The 15,315-nt window shown below is 76.1% G+C and carries 14 protein-coding genes and 1 pseudogene; 11 read left to right on the top strand and 4 right to left on the bottom strand.

The features are described from left to right. Positions 1 to 34 precede the first annotated feature (34 nt). From ureA to C8D89_RS18465, 4 genes are read left to right on the top strand one after another with little or no spacing between them, the layout of a single operon-like run. Complete coding sequence (gene ureA / locus C8D89_RS18480; RefSeq protein ID WP_116709599.1) at positions 35 to 625, top strand: urease subunit gamma; 591 nt, start codon at positions 35 to 37, stop codon at positions 623 to 625. After that, positions 622 to 2,310: an urease subunit alpha gene (locus C8D89_RS18475; RefSeq protein ID WP_116709598.1), complete on the top strand. Its 1,689-nt coding sequence runs from the start codon at positions 622 to 624 to the stop codon at positions 2,308 to 2,310. Before ureA ends, C8D89_RS18475 begins: the two co-directional genes overlap by 4 nt. 8 nt (positions 2,311 to 2,318) lie before the next feature. Beyond that, entirely contained in the window at positions 2,319 to 4,004 is a 1,686-nt protein-coding gene (locus tag C8D89_RS18470; protein WP_423717173.1) for an amidohydrolase, read from the top strand. Next, positions 4,001 to 5,332 (top strand): MFS transporter, encoded by a 1,332-nt coding sequence (locus C8D89_RS18465; protein ID WP_116709597.1) that lies wholly within the window; start codon positions 4,001 to 4,003, stop codon positions 5,330 to 5,332. Before C8D89_RS18470 ends, C8D89_RS18465 begins: the two co-directional genes overlap by 4 nt. Before the next feature lie 81 nt (positions 5,333 to 5,413). On the opposite strand, the gene C8D89_RS18460 is transcribed toward C8D89_RS18465, so the two are convergent. Together C8D89_RS18460 and guaA are read right to left on the bottom strand one after the other, a co-directional pair. Beyond that, positions 5,414 to 6,535: an aminotransferase class I/II-fold pyridoxal phosphate-dependent enzyme gene (locus C8D89_RS18460; RefSeq protein ID WP_116709596.1), complete on the bottom strand. Its 1,122-nt coding sequence runs from the start codon at positions 6,533 to 6,535 to the stop codon at positions 5,414 to 5,416. 87 nt (positions 6,536 to 6,622) lie between these two features. After that, positions 6,623 to 8,185: a glutamine-hydrolyzing GMP synthase gene (guaA, locus tag C8D89_RS18455; RefSeq protein ID WP_243418222.1), complete on the bottom strand. Its 1,563-nt coding sequence runs from the start codon at positions 8,183 to 8,185 to the stop codon at positions 6,623 to 6,625. Positions 8,186 to 8,294: 109 nt separating this feature from the next. Between guaA and C8D89_RS18450 the strand changes: the two genes are divergently transcribed. From C8D89_RS18450 to C8D89_RS30385, 3 genes are read left to right on the top strand one after another with little or no spacing between them, the layout of a single operon-like run. Then, positions 8,295 to 8,909: a PadR family transcriptional regulator gene (locus tag C8D89_RS18450; RefSeq protein WP_116709594.1), complete on the top strand. Its 615-nt coding sequence runs from the start codon at positions 8,295 to 8,297 to the stop codon at positions 8,907 to 8,909. Beyond that, positions 8,906 to 9,364: an FAD-dependent oxidoreductase gene (locus C8D89_RS30390; RefSeq protein WP_243418221.1), complete on the top strand. Its 459-nt coding sequence runs from the start codon at positions 8,906 to 8,908 to the stop codon at positions 9,362 to 9,364. The genes C8D89_RS18450 and C8D89_RS30390 overlap by 4 nt, the downstream gene beginning before the upstream one ends. Then, positions 9,361 to 9,717: an FAD-dependent oxidoreductase gene (locus tag C8D89_RS30385; RefSeq protein WP_243418220.1), complete on the top strand. Its 357-nt coding sequence runs from the start codon at positions 9,361 to 9,363 to the stop codon at positions 9,715 to 9,717. The genes C8D89_RS30390 and C8D89_RS30385 overlap by 4 nt, the downstream gene beginning before the upstream one ends. A gap of 47 nt (positions 9,718 to 9,764) precedes the next feature. Here the strand turns inward: C8D89_RS30385 and C8D89_RS18440 are convergent, their stop codons facing one another. Next, entirely contained in the window at positions 9,765 to 10,892 is a 1,128-nt protein-coding gene (locus C8D89_RS18440) for a cytochrome P450 (protein WP_116709593.1), read from the bottom strand. A gap of 68 nt (positions 10,893 to 10,960) precedes the next feature. Between C8D89_RS18440 and C8D89_RS18435 the strand changes: the two genes are divergently transcribed. The 4 genes and pseudogenes from C8D89_RS18435 (at position 10,961) to C8D89_RS30795 (ending at position 13,542) form a co-directional block, all read left to right on the top strand. Beyond that, positions 10,961 to 11,545 (top strand): TetR/AcrR family transcriptional regulator, encoded by a 585-nt coding sequence (locus C8D89_RS18435; protein WP_116709592.1) that lies wholly within the window; start codon positions 10,961 to 10,963, stop codon positions 11,543 to 11,545. Positions 11,546 to 11,664: 119 nt separating this feature from the next. Continuing rightward, the gene (locus C8D89_RS18430) at positions 11,665 to 12,309 is read left to right on the top strand and encodes a maleylpyruvate isomerase family mycothiol-dependent enzyme (RefSeq protein WP_243418219.1); all 645 of its coding nucleotides are present in this window, start codon (positions 11,665 to 11,667) and stop codon (positions 12,307 to 12,309) included. A gap of 149 nt (positions 12,310 to 12,458) precedes the next feature. Beyond that, positions 12,459 to 12,953, top strand: a pseudogene (locus tag C8D89_RS31185) (RtcB family protein); the annotation flags it as partial. Between the two features lie 4 nt (positions 12,954 to 12,957). After that, positions 12,958 to 13,542 carry an RtcB family protein gene (locus C8D89_RS30795; protein WP_207787295.1) on the top strand — a complete coding sequence of 195 codons (585 nt, stop codon included), beginning with the start codon at positions 12,958 to 12,960 and terminating at the stop codon, positions 13,540 to 13,542. Here C8D89_RS30795 and C8D89_RS18420 read toward each other — a convergent pair. Continuing rightward, entirely contained in the window at positions 13,529 to 15,244 is a 1,716-nt protein-coding gene (locus tag C8D89_RS18420) for a phosphoenolpyruvate--protein phosphotransferase (protein ID WP_165825790.1), read from the bottom strand. The two genes, C8D89_RS30795 and C8D89_RS18420, sit on opposite strands and share 14 nt — an antisense overlap. Positions 15,245 to 15,315 lie beyond the last annotated feature (71 nt).

Below are 15,315 nucleotides of genomic sequence, written 5' to 3'. Positions count from 1 at the left end.
CACTGACCACCGATGCCCGGCCCGGGAGGACGTCGTGCACCTCACCCCGCGGGAGCAGGAGAGGGTGCTGCTGCACAGTGCGGCCGAGCTCGCGCGCCGCCGGCTGGCCCGCGGCGCCCGGCTGGGGGCCACCGAGGCGGTCGCCCTGGTCTGCGACGAGGTCTGCGAGCTGGCCTGGGACGGCCACGACCTCGACGAGGTGGTGCGCCGCGCCCGCGAGGTCGTGCCGCCCGACCGGCTGGTCGACGGCGTCGCCGCGGCCGTGCCGTCGGTGCAGGTCGAGGCGCTCTTCCCGCACGGCACCACCCTGGTGCACGTGGACCGGCCCTTCGGCCCGCCCGTCCCCGGCGGGCCCGGCGCCGTCCGCCCCGCCGCGGGGACGATCGAGCTCGCCCCCGGCCGGGCGCGGCACGACGTCGTCCTGCGCAACGACGGCGACCAGGCGGTCTGGGTGACCTCGCACGTCCCGCTCGACCGGCTCAACCGGCGGCTGCGGGTCGAGGTCGGCGACGGCACCGACCCCGCGCACCTGCGCCTCGACATCGCCGCGGGCACGGCCCTGCGGGTGGAGGTCGGGGCGACGCGGGCGGCGACCGCGGTCCGCCTCGGGGGTGCGGCGCGGTGACCGCCCTCGACCGCGGCGAGTACGCCCGGCTCTACGGCCCGACCACCGGCGACCGCGTGCGCCTCGGCGACACCGACCTGTGGGTGGAGGTCGCCGCCGACGACACCGAGCCGGGCGAGGAGATGCTGGGCGGGTGCGGCAAGACCGCCCGCCAGGGCGCCCTGGTGGCCGACCGGGCGCCCCGCGACAGCGCCCTCGACCTCGTCGTCCTGGGGGTCCTGCTGCTCGACCCCGTGCTCGGGATCCGCAAGACGTCGATCGGGGTCTCCGACGGGCGGATCGTGGGCGTGGGGCGCGCCGGCAACCCGGACGTCCAGGACGGCGTCGAGCTCGTCGTCGACGCCCACACCGCGATGGTGCCGGGAGAGGGCCTCGTCGCGACGCCCGGCGCCGTCGACTCCCACGTCCACCTCTCCAACGCCGACCTGGCCCCGGCCGCCCTCTCGGCCGGGGTGACGACGGTGGTCGGCATGGGCATCGGCGGGGTGTGGGACGTCGGCGCCAACCCCGCGCCCAACCTGCACACGCTCATGGCGTCCTGGACCGGCGCGCCGGTGAACGCCGCGTTCCTCGCCCGCGGGTCGTCCGGCTCGGCGGAGCTGCTCGAGCGGTCGGTGCTCGCCGGCGCGGGCGGGTTCAAGGTCCACGAGGACTGGGGCGCCGGGCCGGACGCCGTCGACACGTGCCTGGGCGTCGCCGAGCAGGCCGACCTGCCCGTCGCCCTGCACACCGACACCCTGAACGAGTCGGGCTACCTGGACGACACCCTCGACGCGATCGGCGACCGGACCGTGCACGCGTACCACGTCGAGGGCGGCGGCGGGCACCCAGACCTGCTGCGGATCGTCGGGCGGGACTCCGTGCTGACGTCCTCCACCACGCCCACGCTGCCGCTGACCCCGGCGACCGTCCGCGAGCTGGGGCCGATGACGATGACCGTGCACCGCGGGCACCCCGACCTGCCCAGCGACCGCAGCATCGCCGCGAGCCGCATCCGGGAGCACGCCATCGCCGCGGAGAACCGGCTCCACGACGACGGCGCGATCGCCATCGTCAACTCCGACGCGCTCGGCATGGGCCGCATCGGCGAGACCGTGCGGCGCACCTGGCAGCTCGCCCACGTCCAGGCCCACCTCGCGGGCGAGACCGGCCCGGACGTCGCGAACAACGCGCGCGTGCTGCGCTACCTGGCCAAGCTCACGCACAACCCGGCGGTCGCGCACGGCCTCGCCGCCCACGTGGGCTCGCTGCGGGCCGGCCGGGTCGCCGACATCGTGCTCTGGTCGCCCGCCTGGTTCGGCGCCGTGCCCGAGCTGGTGATCAAGTCGGGGTTCGTCGCGTGGGGCGCGGCCGGGTCGGGGTCGGGGTCGACGCGGCTCGGCCAGCCCCGCCGGATGCGCGGCTTCCACGGCGCGCGCGGCGGCGCCCCGGCGCGGCTCTCGCACCAGTTCGTGGCCGCCGCCTGCCTCGACGACCCCGCCGCCCGGGCCGCCCTCCCGTCCGGGCCGCGCTACACCCCCGTCGCGGGGAGCCGCGGCCTGGGCGCGGCCGACATGCTGTTCAACACCGCGACGCCGCGCGTCGAGATCCCCGGCGAGCCGTCGCCGGTGCGCGTCGACGGCCGCGAGGTGCCGCTGCACCACGCCGTCGAGCTGCCCCTGACCCGTCTGCACCACCTGGCGTGAGGAGAGCCGTGCCGCCCGACCTGGAGATCGACCTGCTGCTGCGCGGCGCCGACGTCCACACCCTGGACGGCGCGCACCCGCGGGGACGGGCGGTGGCGGTGCACCACGGCCGCGTGCTCGCCGTGCTGGACGACGACGAGCTCCCGGCCGGGGTCCGCGCCCGGCACGTCGTCGACGCGGGAGGCGCCACCGTGGTGCCGGGGTTCGACGACGCCCACCAGCACACCGCCTGGTTCGGGCAGTCGCTGGCCGAGATCCCGCTGGCCGGGCTGCGCGACCTCGACGCGCTCTACGACGCCGTGGCCGCGCGGGCCGCAGGGCTCCCCGCCGACGCGTTCGTCGTCGGCAGCGGCTACGACGACGTCGCCCTCGGCGGCTCGCCGGACCGGCGCGCGCTCGACCGCGCCGGCGGCGGGCGGCCGGTCTGGCTCAAGCACCGTTCCGCCCACGTCTGCGCGGTCTCGACGGAGGTGCTGGCGCGCGCCGGGGTCCTCGACGGGTCGGCCACCGTGCCCGCGGGCGGCGTCGTGGTCCGCGACGACGCGGGCGACCCCACCGGCGTCCTCCTCGAGGCCGCCCAGGCGCTGGCCGGCGACCTCCTGCGGCCCTACCCGGTGACCGACCTGGCCGACGCGATCGCCGCGGCGACCGCGGTGTTCGCCCGGCAGGGCCTCACCCACGTCACCGAGGCCGGCATCGCGGGTGGGTGGATCGGGCGCTCCCCGCGCGAGCTCGCCGCCTACCAGCTCGCCCGCGAGCGCGGGGACCTCGCGGTGCGCGTCGACGTCATGCCCGCCGCCGCGGTGCTGCACGAGGTGCCCGGCGGACCGGGCCGCGCGCTCGACACGGGCCTGCGGCCGGGGCTCGGCGACCTCTCCCTGCGGATCGGACCCGCGAAGATCTTCTTCGACGGCGCGCTCAGCTCCCGGACCGCGGCGATGCGGGAGCCCTACGCCGACGGTGGTGACGGCGGGGATCACGCGGGCTACCTCGGCGACGACCCGGAGGCCCTGCGGCGCACCCTCGTCGAGGCCGTGGCGGGGGGCTGGTCGGTCGCCGCGCACGCCATCGGTGACCGCGCCGTGGACGCCGCGCTCGACGCCTTCGCGGAGGCGGGCCGGCGGTCCTGGCCCGGGGCCCGCCCCCCGCGGCACCGTCTCGAGCACGCCGGGGTCGTCGACGACGCCGCCCTGCACCGGATGGCCGCCCTGGGCGTCACCCCGGTCCCGCAGGCCCGGTTCCTCCACGAGATCGGGGACTCGATGGCCGCGGCCGTCGGCGACGACCGGGCCGACCTGCTCTACCGGCACGCCTCGTTCCTCGCGGCCGGGCTGCGCGTGCCCGCCAGCTCGGACCGGCCCTGCGTCGCCGACGGACACCCCCTGCGCGGGATGCAGTCGATGGTGCAACGGCGCACGGCCGCCGGGCGCACCCTCGGCGCCGACGAGGCGGTGGACGCCGCGACCGCGCTGCGCGCCTACACCGTCGACGCCGCCTGGGTCGCCGGTGACGAGGACGTCCGCGGGCGCCTGGCCCCCGGGCTCGTCGCGGACCTCGTCGTCCTCGGCGACGACGTCACCCGCGTCGAGGACGACCGCATCGGCGACATCGAGGTCGTCGCCACCCTCCGGGACGGACGCGCCACCCACGGTGCGGACGTCCTGGGCCTACCGCCCGACGGAGAGCCATCATGAGCAACGACCCCTCACCGGCCCCCGCACCCACCGCGGCCGACGCCCGACGGGTCGCCGTCGGCGCGTTCGTCGGCACCGCGCTGGAGTGGTACGACTTCTTCCTCTACGGCACCGCCGCCTCGCTGGTGTTCAACCGCCTGTACTTCACCACCGGCGACCCGGTCGTCGCGACCCTCGCCGCGTTCGCGTCGTTCGCGGTCGGGTTCGTCGCCCGCCCGCTGGGCGGGATCATCTTCGGTCACCTCGGCGACCGCATCGGGCGACGCACCTGCCTGTTGATCACCGTGGTGATGATCGGCGTGGTCACCGGTCTCATCGGCCTGCTGCCCGACGCCACCGACATCGGCATCGCGGCGCCGGTCCTGCTGACCCTGCTGCGGCTGCTGCAGGGCGTCGCGGTCGGCGGGGAGTGGGGCGGGGCGATCACCCTCGCGGTCGAGCACGCCCCGCCCGAGCGGCGCGGCCGCTACGCGGCGATGCCGCAGATCGGCTCCCCGGTCGGCACGCTGCTCTCGTCCGGGGCGTTCCTGCTGGTCGCGCTGCTGCCGCCCGACGACTTCGACGCCTGGGGCTGGCGGCTGCCGTTCCTGGCGGCCTTCCCGCTGCTCGCCGTGGCCCTGTGGCTGCGCCGCCGCGTGGAGGAGTCGCCGCTGTTCGACCGCCTGCTCGCCGAGGACGCGCGCGCCTCGGCCCCCGTCCGCGAGGTGGTGACCCGGGCGTGGCCGGGGCTGCTCGTCGGGGCCGGTTCCGCGTTCCTCGGGGTCGGCGGCTTCTACCTCGCCACCACGTTCGTCATCAGCTACGCGACCGGCGACCTCGGGCTGCCTCGCCCCCTGGTGCTGGGGGCGACGCTCGTCGCCGCCGCCGTGGAGATCGGCGTGCTCGTGCTGGGCGGGCGGCTCGCGGAACGGTTCGGCGCCGCCCGGGTCACCGTCGCCGGGGGCGTCGCCTCCGCCCTCGTGGCGCTGCCGATGTTCTGGCTGCTCGACACGCGCAACGCCGTGGCGGTGGTGCTCGGCGTGACGCTGGGGGTGGCGATGCTGTCGATCCCCTACGCGGTCTCCGGTGATCTGCTGGCCCGGCTCTTCCCCGCGCGGCTGCGCTACAGCGGCATCGCGCTCTCGGCCAACCTCGCCGGGATCGCGTCCGGCTTCGTCCCGCTGGTCGCGACCGCCGTGCTCGCGGCCGCCGGCGGGGCGTCCTGGGCTCCGGGGCTGCTGCTGGTCGCGATCGCCCTGGTCACCGTCGTCAGCGGGCTGGTCGCGCCACGGCTCTACGCGCCCGACACGGAGCTGAGCGCCGAGGGCGTGGTGCGGCCACGATCCTGACCACCAGGCGCCGGCATGGTGGGCGAGCGTGTGGCGATACGGACACTCAACGTCTGCGATGGCCCACCGCTGACACGGAGCTCAGAGCTTGCGCAGCCGCAGGAGGGCGTCGGCGAGGATCTCGTCGCGTTTGCAGCAGGCGAAGCGGACCTGGGTCTCGACGCCCTCGGGCGAGGCGTGGAACACCTGGTTCGGGACGGCGGCCACGCCCACGCGCTCGGGCAGGGACCGGCAGAACTCCAGCGAGTCGGTGACACCCAGCGGGGCGACGTCGGCGGTGACGAAGTACGTCGCCCGGGAGTGGAACACCTCGAGGCCCAGCTCGCGCAGCCCGTCGGTGAGCAGGTCGCGCTTGCGGGCGAGGTCGGTGGCGAGGGCCGCGAGCCGCTCGTCGGGCAGCGTGAGGCCCGCGGCGATCCCGTGCTGGAGCGGGGTGCCGGCGGCGAAGGAGAACCACTGCTTGACGCCGAGCACCCCGGCGACCAGGTCCGCCGGGCCGGTCGCCCAGCCGATCTTCCAGCCGGTCACCGAGAACGTCTTGCCGCCCGAGCCCACGGTGATCGTCCGCTCGAACATGCCCGGCAGGGTCGCGATCGGGACGTGGCGCTCGTCGTCGAAGACCAGGTGCTCGTAGACCTCGTCGGCGAGTACCACGAGGTCGTGCGCGATGGCCACGTCCGCGACCTGCTGCAGCTCCGCGGTCGACAGCACCGCGCCGGTCGGGTTGTGCGGGGTGTTGAGCAGGATCATCCGCGTGCGCCCGGTGACGGCCTCCCGCAGCGCGTCGCCGTCGAGCGCGTAGTCCGGCGCGTGGATCCGCACGGGCACCAGGCGCGCCCCGAGCAGGGCGGCGGTGGCCGCGTAGAGGTCGTAGTACGGCTCGAGCGCGATCACCTCGTCACCGGGACGCAGCAGCGACGTCATCGCCGACGACAACGCCTCCGACGCCCCGGAGCACACGACGACGCCACCGTTCGGGTCGACGTCGAGGCCGTACCAGCGCCGCTGGTGGTCGGCGATCGCGGTGCGCAGCGACGGGATGCCGACGGCGGGCGGGTACTGGTTCCAGCCCCGGTGCATCGCGGCGACGGCGGCGTCGACGACCTCGCGCGGCCCCGGCGTGTCCGGGAAGCCCTGGCCGAGGTTGATCGCGTCGTGCTCCGACGCCAGCCGGGACATCTCACTGAAGATCGTCTCGGCCATGTGACCTCCGGTCTCGTGAGCACCTTCGCGTGCTATGGCACCAGATCCAGGGGAGCACGCCGAGAGGCTCACGTGCGCGCAGCGCGCCTACTCCCACTCGATCGTCCCCGGCGGCTTGCTGGTCACGTCGAGGACGACGCGGTTGATCTCGGCGCACTCGTTGGTGATCCGGGTGGAGATGCGTTCGAGCACGTCGTAGGGCAGGCGCGTCCAGTCCGCGGTCATCGCGTCCTCGCTGGACACCGGCCGCAGCACCACAGGGTGCCCGTAGGTGCGCCCGTCGCCCTGCACGCCGACCGAGCGGACGTCGGCGAGCAGCACCACCGGGCACTGCCAGATCACCTCGTCCAGCCCCGCCGAGGTCAGCTCCTCGCGGGCGATCGCGTCGGCGCGACGCAGCGTGGCGAGCCGTTCGGCGTCGACGGCGCCGATCACCCGGATCGCGAGCCCCGGGCCGGGGAACGGCTGGCGGCGCACGATCGTCTCGGGCAGGCCCAGCTCGGCGCCGACGCGGCGGACCTCGTCCTTGAACAGCGCCCGCAGCGGCTCGACCAGCGAGAACTGCAGGTCGTCGGGCAGACCGCCGACGTTGTGGTGCGACTTGATCGTCGCCGCGCCCGAGCCGCCGCCGGACTCGACGACGTCGGGGTAGAGCGTGCCCTGGACGAGGAAGTCCGCGCCCTTCCCCTCGGCGACCTCCCGGGCGGCGCCCTCGAACGCCCGGATGAACTCCCGTCCGATGATCTTGCGCTTCTCCTCCGGGTCGACCACGCCCGAGAGCTCGCGCAGGAACGTCCCGGCGGCGTCGACGGTGACGAGGTCGACCCCGGTGGCGGCGACGAAGTCGCGCTCGACCTGGGCCCGCTCGCCCTCGCGCAGCAGCCCGTGGTCGACGAAGACGCAGGTCAGGCGGTCGCCGATGGCGCGCTGGACGAGGGCGGCCGCGACCGCGGAGTCGACGCCGCCGGACAGGCCGCAGACCGCGCGGCCCTCGGGCCCGATCTGCTCGCGGATCGCGGTGACGGTCTCGTCGATGATGTTCGCGGTGTTCCAGTCGGCCGCGACGCCGGCGACGTCGCGCAGGAAGCGCCGCAGCACCTCCTGGCCGTGCGGCGAGTGCCCGACCTCGGGGTGGTACTGCACGCCGGCGAAGCGCCGCTCGACGTCCTCGAACGCCGCGACGGGTGCGCCCCGTGACGACGCGGTGACCGTGAAGCCCTCCGGCGCCTTCGTCACGCCGTCGCCGTGGCTCATCCACACCGGGTGGGCGACGGGGAGCTCGTCGTGCAGCCGGCCCGCGTCGCCGGCGACCGACAGCTCGGTGCGCCCGTACTCGCGGTCGCCGGTGGGCGCGACGGTGCCGCCGAGCGCGCCCGCCATGAGCTGGAAGCCGTAGCAGATGCCGAACACCGGCACGCCCGCGTCGAAGAGCGCCGGGTCGATCGACGGCGCGCCGTCCTCGTAGACGCTCGCCGGCCCGCCCGAGAGCACGATCGCCGACGGGTCCCTGGCGAGCATCTCGTCCACCGGCGTCGTGTGCGGCACGACCTCCGAGTAGACCTGCGCCTCCCGCACCCGGCGGGCGATGAGCTGCGCGTACTGGGCGCCGTAGTCGACGACGAGGACGGGGCGGTCACCACTGCCGGTCACTCCCCCAGTTTGGCCTACGGCCTCGTGCGCGCGCGTCCGTGCCCTGGCACGGAGAAGCGCGCACAACCCTTGCCGCCCTAGTGTCCTCGACACTAACTTCCCGGACACCATGACCCAACGCTCCGGACTCGCCCTCGCCGTCCTCGCCCTCGCCGCGGAGGAGCCCATGCACCCGTACCGGATGCAGCAGCTCATCCGTGAGCGCGGCAAGGACCAGGTCGTCAACGTCGGCCAGCGCTCGCAGCTCTACAAGACGGTCGACCGCCTCGTGCGCGACGGGCTGCTCGTCGCGCAGGGCACCGAGCGGGAGGCGACGCGCCCGGAACGCACCGTGTACGCGGCCACCGACGCCGGCCGCGAGCTCGCGGTGACCTGGACACTCGACATGCTCACCGCGCCGCGCCACGAGTTCGCCGAGTTCACCGCCGCGCTGGCCTACCTGCCGCTGCTCGCCCCCGAGGTCGCGGCGGACGCGCTGGCGCTGCGCCTGTCCGACCGCCGCGGCGAGCTGGAGCGCGTGCGCCGCGAGCTCGACGCCGTCCGCGAGCACCTGCCGCGCATCGTCCTCGTCGAGGCCGAGTACGCGCTGGCCCACCTCGAGACCGACGTCGCCTGGATCGCCGGGCTCGTCGACGACCTGCAGTCCGGCGCCCTGACCTGGGCCTACGAGGACCTCATCGACACCGCACGCCGGGCCGCGTCCGGCGGGGAGGAGCCACCGTGAAAGTCCTGATCGTCGGCGCGGGAACCGGCGGGATGTGCCTCGCCCACAGCCTGCGCCGCGCCGGCATCGAGGCCGCCGTCCACGAGCGCGACCGCAGCCGCACCGCCGGGCTGCACGGCTACCGCGTCGGCATCTCGCCCAACGGCGCCCGCGCGCTGAAGGCGTGCCTCGACCCCGAGCTCTTCGCGACGCTCGTCGCCACCACCGCCGCCCCGTACGACACCCTCGCAATGCTCACCGAGCGGTACCGCACCGCGTCAGCACCTCGCGCACCCTCGCGCCGGCCGACACCCTGGAGCGCGAGGGCGCCGACCTCGTCGCCCTCGCCGCCGAGCTCTGTGCCGACTGGGACCCACGGTGGCTGGAGCTGGTCGCCGACGCCGACCCGGGGGCCGCGGTGGGCCTGTCGATCCGCACCGCCGACCCCGTCCCGCCATGGACACCGAGCACGGTGACGCTGATCGGCGACGCGATCCACACCATGACCCCGGGGCGCGGCGCCGGCGCCAACACCGCGCTGCGCGACGCCCGCGAGCTGCGCGACCGCCTCGTGCGGGTCCGCGACGGCGAGCTCTCCCTGCTCGCGGCCGTCGGCGAGTACGAGGACCTCATGCGCCGCTACGCGTCGCTCGCGGTGCGCGAGTCGCTGGAGTTCATGAACGACGGCGGCACCGCCCGCCGCCCGGTCGTGGGCCCGCTCTCGGTGTTCGCCCAGCGCACCGGCATGCGCCTGGTCGACCGCATCCCGGCGGCGAAGCGCCGCATGGCCCGCGGGTTCCAGAAGGTGCGCGACTCGGAGCTGGTTTGACCTCCGGTCTCGTGAGTGCCTGTCCGTGCCCAGGCACGGACAGGCACTCACACCCGGACCGACAGCGCCGTCGGGCCCGAGTCCACCTCGCCCCGGTGCCACGGCACCTCGGCGAGCGGGACGGCCAGGCGGAGGGCGGGCGCGCGGCGGGACAGCGCCGTGAGTGCCGCGGTCAGCTCGACGCGAGCGAGCGCGGCGCCGAGGCAGTGGTGCGGGCCGCGGCCGAAGCCGAGGTGCGGGCCCGCCCGTCCCGGGCACAGCCGCTCGGGGTCGGCGAACCGCGCCGGGTCGTGGTTGGCCGCCCCGATCCGCAGCAGCACCCGCTCCCCCGCCGCGACCGCGACGCCGCCGAGCTCCAGGTCGTCCTGCGCCCACCGCGGGAAGACCTCGACGCCGAGGCGTCGCACCAGCTCCTCGACCAGCCCCTCGACCTCGGCCGCCGGCCGGTCGGCGAGCCCGGCGACGGCGTCCGCGTGCACCAGCTGGATCACCGCGACGGCGAGCCCGCTTCGCACGGTCAGCACGCCCGCGGCCAGCAGCGCGCTGACCAGCGCGATCAGCTCGCCGTCGGACAGCCGCCCGTCGTCGGCGTCGCGCACCGCCACGAGCGCGGAGAGCAGGTCCTCGCCCGGCCGCTCGCGCGCGGCCGCCACGAGCTCGGCGGTGAAGGCCATCAGCGCGCCCCACGCCCGCTCGGCCTCCGCGAGCAGCGCGGGGTCGCCGGCCGCGGCCACCGGGTCGGCGCGCAGGGCGTCCTCGACGAGGCCCCGGAAGCGCGGGTGGTCGGCGAGGTCGACGCCGAGCAGCTCGCCGAGTGCGCCCACGGCGAGCGGGGCGGACAGCAGGTCGACGAGGTCGGCCGGCCCGCCCGCGGCCGCGGCGACGAGGGCGTCGACGTGCTGCTCGGCCAGGGCGGTGATGCGCGGGGCGAGCGCGGCGACCCGCCGCGGGGTGAACGCGCGGGCCACGAGGCGCCGCAGGCGGGCGTGCGCAGGCCCGTCCTGGAACAGCGACGCGCGCTCGTCGGCCGGGACCCCGGGCGGCACCAGCCCCAGCCGCGGGTCGGCGAGCCCGGCCGCGACCAGCTCATACGAGGTGACGAGCCAGGTCGGGGTGCCGTCGGCGCCGTCGGTGCGGGTGACGGGGTCCGGCCGGTCGAGCGGCGGCGTGGTCATCGCGCCCTCCTTCGCGTTGCAAGTGCAACGTAAAGCAGGTCGGCACGGCGACGCAATACAGTCGCAACGTGCCGAAGCAGGTCGATCCCCACTCCCGCCGGACGCTGCTCGCCGACGCCCTGCTGCGGGTGGCGGCATCGCGCGGGCTCATGGACGTGAGCCTGCGCCACGTGGCGGCGGAGGCCGGCGTGACCGCCGGGATGGTGCAGCACTACTTCCGTACCAAGGACGAGATGATGGTCTTCGCCCTCGACGTCGTCGCCGCCCGCGTGCAGGCCCGTCTCGAGGAGGGGCCCGCCCCGGACGGGCCCCGCGCCCGGGTCCGGGCGCTGCTCGTGCAGCTCCTGCCCGTCGACGCCGACCGCGAGCTCGAGGGGCGGGTCGCGATCGCGTTCCACGCCTACGCCGCCACCCGCCCGGCAGTCGCGGCCCGGCTGCGCGAGGACGCGCGGAGGATGCGGGAGGCGATCGCCGCCGAGGTCGCCGCCGCCGGGGCGCCCGGCGCCCTCGACCCGCAGCGCGCGGCCACGGGCCTGGTCTCGCTGGTCGAGGGCCTGGCGATCCACGTGCTCGGCGGCCACGTCGACGCCGACCACGCCCTCGCCACCCTCGAGGGACACCTGGACCTCGCGTTTGCGCTGCCGCGCCTGTGAGCGCTTGTCCGTGCCCTACCACGGACAAGCACTCACGAGCGCGGAGCGCAAACGCCCCGATGAGTCCGCGCGCTCCCGGCCGTCACACCCCCGACACCCCCGTCGACGAAGGGACCACCGTGACCGTGACGACCGACGCCGCCTTCCTCTGGGCCGCCACCCACGTCGAGCGCGCGGCGCTCGCCGGCGACCTCGCCGCGCTCACGCCCGACCGGTGGGCGGCCCCCTCGCTGTGCGGCGACTGGTCCGTCGAGGAGGTCGTCGCCCACCTCACCGCGGCCGCGAGCATCGGGCGGTGGCGCTGGATCGCGAGCATGATCGGCGCGCGCTTCGACCCGGCCGTCCACAACGCCCGCCGCCTCGCCGAGCACCGCGGCGCGACCCCGGCCGAGACCCTCGAGCGCTTCCGCGCCGTTGCGACCAGCTCCGTCGCACCGTCGGGGCACACGGCCGCCTGGCTCGGCGAGGTCGTCGTCCACGCCGAGGACATCCGCCGCCCGCTGGGCCTCGTCCGCACCCCTCCGGTCGCCGCCACGACCGAGGTCGCCCGGTTCTTCGCCGCCCGCGACTTCACGGTCGACAGCAGACGGCTCGTCGCCGGCCTGCGCCTGGAGGCCACCGACGGGCCCTTCGCGACCGGCGACGGCCCGCTCGTCACCGGCCCGACGCTCGCGCTCATCATGGTGATGGCGGGGCGACCGGCGCACCTCGACGACCTCGACGGGCCGGGCGTCTCGACGCTGCGCGGGCGGCTCGCCGGCTGAATCGGGCGGAGCCCGGGCCGTCCCCCCGGTGAGCGTCCGACAGCCGCGAGCGCAGGGAGGGACGCGTGGAGAAGATCGGTGAGCGCCTGGTCAACTGGGCGTCGATCCTGGACGCCGGCACGCGCGAGCAGGCCGAGCGGACCGCGACGATGCCGTTCATCCACCCGCACGTCGCGCTGATGCCCGACGCCCACCTGGGCCGGGGTGCGACGGTCGGGTCGGTGATCCCCACGCTGCGGGCGATCATGCCCGCGGCGGTGGGCGTGGACATCGGCTGCGGCATGGCCGCCGTGCGGACCCAGTTCCACGTCGACGAGCTCCGGGCGAAGGGCTCGCTCGCCCCGCTGCGGGAGGCGATCGAGCGGGCGATCCCGCTCGGCGCCGGCCACCACAACCGCAAGGTCGCGGCGACCGCGGAACCACGGGTCGAGGAGCTGACGGCGCTCGCCGAGGAGGCCGGGTTCGACCCGGCGCGGGACAAGAAGGGATGGGAGGCGCAGCTCGGCACGCTGGGCAGCGGCAACCACTTCATCGAGGTCACCGTCGACGACCTCGACCGGGTGTGGCTGTTCCTGCACTCCGGCTCGCGGGGTGTGGGCAACCAGATCGCCCAGCGGCACACCGCCGTGGCCCGGGAGGCGTGTGCCGGTGTCGACCTGCCCGACCGGGACCTCGCCTACCTCACCGAGGACACCGAGGAGTTCTGGACCCTACATCCGCGAGCTGCGGTGGGCCCAGCACTACGCCCTGCTCAACCGCGAGGAGATGATGGACCGGGTGGTCCGCCGGACCGGCGAGTTCGTCGGCACCGAGGTCGTGGAGCAGGAGCGCATCTCGTGCCACCACAACTACACCGAGAACGAGGAGCACCACGGCGAATCGGTCTGGGTCTCGCGCAAGGGAGCCATCGACGCCTCGACGGGCCGCGCCGGCCTGATCCCGGGGTCGATGGGCACCGCGTCCTACGTGGTCACCGGCAAGGGCGAGCCCGTGTCGCTGCGCAGCGCGCCGCACGGGGCGGGGCGGGCGTTCTCGCGGACCAGGGCCCGCAGGACCTTCACCCACGACGAGCTCCGGGCGGCCATGGCGGGCATCGAGTTCCGCGACACCGACGCGTTCCTCGACGAGATCCCGGCTGCGTACAAGGACGTCGATGTGGTCATGGCCGACGCCGCCGGGCTCGTGGAGGTCCGGCACACCCTGCGGCAGATCGTGAACGTCAAGGGGACGTGAGACCTGGGGAGGCGGCCGCGCCGGCGGAGGCGCGCGCGGTCGCGGCGTCGGGCGCGGCGAGCGCGGCGCTCGCGGCGCGGCGGCAGGCGTCGAGGTCCGAGGCGGCGATCCGCGCGGCGACCGCGGGCAGCGCCGCGGGCGAGGCCGACAGCGACGTCACGCCGAGGCCCACCAGCACGACGGCGAGGTCGGGGTCGGCGGCGGCCTCGCCGCACACCCCCACCGGCGTCCCGCTCACGGCGGCCTCGCGGCAGAGCTGCTCGAGCAGGCGCAGCAGCGCCGGTTGCCACGGGTCGTTGAGCCCGGCGAGCGCGCCCGACTGACGGTCGGCGGCGAACAGGTACTGGGTGAGGTCGTTGGTGCCGACGGAGACGAAGTCGACCTCGGCGAGCAGCTCGCGGGCACCCAGCACGGCCGCCGGGACCTCGATCATCACGCCCACCTCGCCGGCCCCGGCGGCGCGGGCCCGGGCGACGAAGCGGCGCGCCTCGGCCGCGGTGGCGATCATCGGCGCCATCACCTTGAGGCGCACGCCCGCGTCCACCGCGCCGCCCACGAGCGCGGCGAGCTGGCGGTCGAGCACCCCGTCGTGGTCGGCCGCACCGCGGTCGAACACCCGCTGGCCACGGACCCCGAGCGCGGGGTTGGGCTCCGGGGCCATGGCCAGGAACGGGACCGGCTTGTCGGCGCCCGCGTCGAGGGTGCGCGCCGTGACCGGCCGTCCGTGCAGCGGCGCCATCGTCGCGGCGTAGCCCGCCCGCTGGTCCGGGGGCGACGGCTCGGTGGCCGCGGAGAGGAAGGTCAGCTCGGTGCGCAGCAGCCCCACGCCCTCGGCGCCGACCGCCGCGGCGCGCTCGGCGTCCTTCGCCTCGGCGATGTTGGCGACGACGGCCACGCGGTGCCCGTCCGTCGTGGTCACCGGGCCGTCGACGGTCGTCGGCCCGGCCGCGCTGCGATCCGCTCCGACGGCGGTGCCCGCCGGGACCGTCTCGACCGTCCCGGCCGCCCCGTCGACACGCACCAGCGTCCCGTCGGCCAGCCCGGCCGCGCCGGGGCACCCGACGACGGCCGGGACGCCCAGCGAGCGGGCGAGGATCGCGGTGTGGCTGGTCGGGCCGCCCTCCTCGGTGACCAGCGCGAGCGCGGTGGCCGGCTCGAGCGTCGCGGTGTCGGCCGGGGCGAGGTCGCGGGCCACGAGCACCGACGGCCCGTCGAGCGGGGGCACCCCGGGTGCGGGCACCCCGAGCAGCTCGGCGACGAGGCGGTCGCGGACGTCGGCGACGTCGCCGGCGCGCTCGGCCATGTAGCCGCCCGCGGCCCGGAGCTGCGCGACGAAGCGGGCGGCGGCCTCGTACACCGCACGGGCCGGCGGCGTGCCGTGCTCGCGCACCTGGGCGGTCGCCGCGTCGAGCAGCGCCGGGTCCTCGGCCATCATCGAGGTCGCGAACAGCACGTTCGCGACCTCCGGGTCGAGCCCGGGACGGCCGCCCAGCGCCATGAGCCGCGCCCCGACCTCGGCCGCGGCGGGCGCGATCCGCGCGGCCTCGGTCTCGCGGCGCTCGCCGGGCACCTCGGGGCCCGCGGCAGGCTCGCCCAGCGGCGCGGGCACCCGCACGACCGGTCCCACCGCGGCGCCGCGGCTCGCCGGGGTGCCGCGCAGGCGCATCTCCTCGTCCTGCTGGCGCGTGTCGGTCGTGCTCATCGTCGGCTCCCCTCGTCGGGCTCGCGGGTGACGTCGGTGTGTCGCCGCCGAGAACGCTACGAGACCGACCC

This window comes from Actinomycetospora cinnamomea (assembly GCF_003096675.1).
Lineage (GTDB): Bacteria > Actinomycetota > Actinomycetes > Mycobacteriales > Pseudonocardiaceae > Actinomycetospora > Actinomycetospora cinnamomea.
Note: the sequence above shows the minus strand (reverse complement) of the source record. Positions and strands in the feature narration are given on the sequence as shown.

Bases quoted from the DNA above. Each gene is read 5' to 3' on its own strand.
- C8D89_RS18460 (WP_116709596.1), bottom strand. From the start codon at position 6,535: ATGGCCGAGACGATCTTCAGTGAGATGTCCCGGCTGGCGTCGGAGCAC.
- C8D89_RS18465 (WP_116709597.1), top strand. From the start codon at position 4,001: ATGAGCAACGACCCCTCACCGGCCCCCGCACCCACCGCGGCCGACGCC.
- C8D89_RS18450 (WP_116709594.1), top strand. From the start codon at position 8,295: ATGACCCAACGCTCCGGACTCGCCCTCGCCGTCCTCGCCCTCGCCGCG.
- C8D89_RS18440 (WP_116709593.1), bottom strand. From the start codon at position 10,892: ATGACCACGCCGCCGCTCGACCGGCCGGACCCCGTCACCCGCACCGAC.
- C8D89_RS18420 (WP_165825790.1), bottom strand. From the start codon at position 15,244: ATGAGCACGACCGACACGCGCCAGCAGGACGAGGAGATGCGCCTGCGC.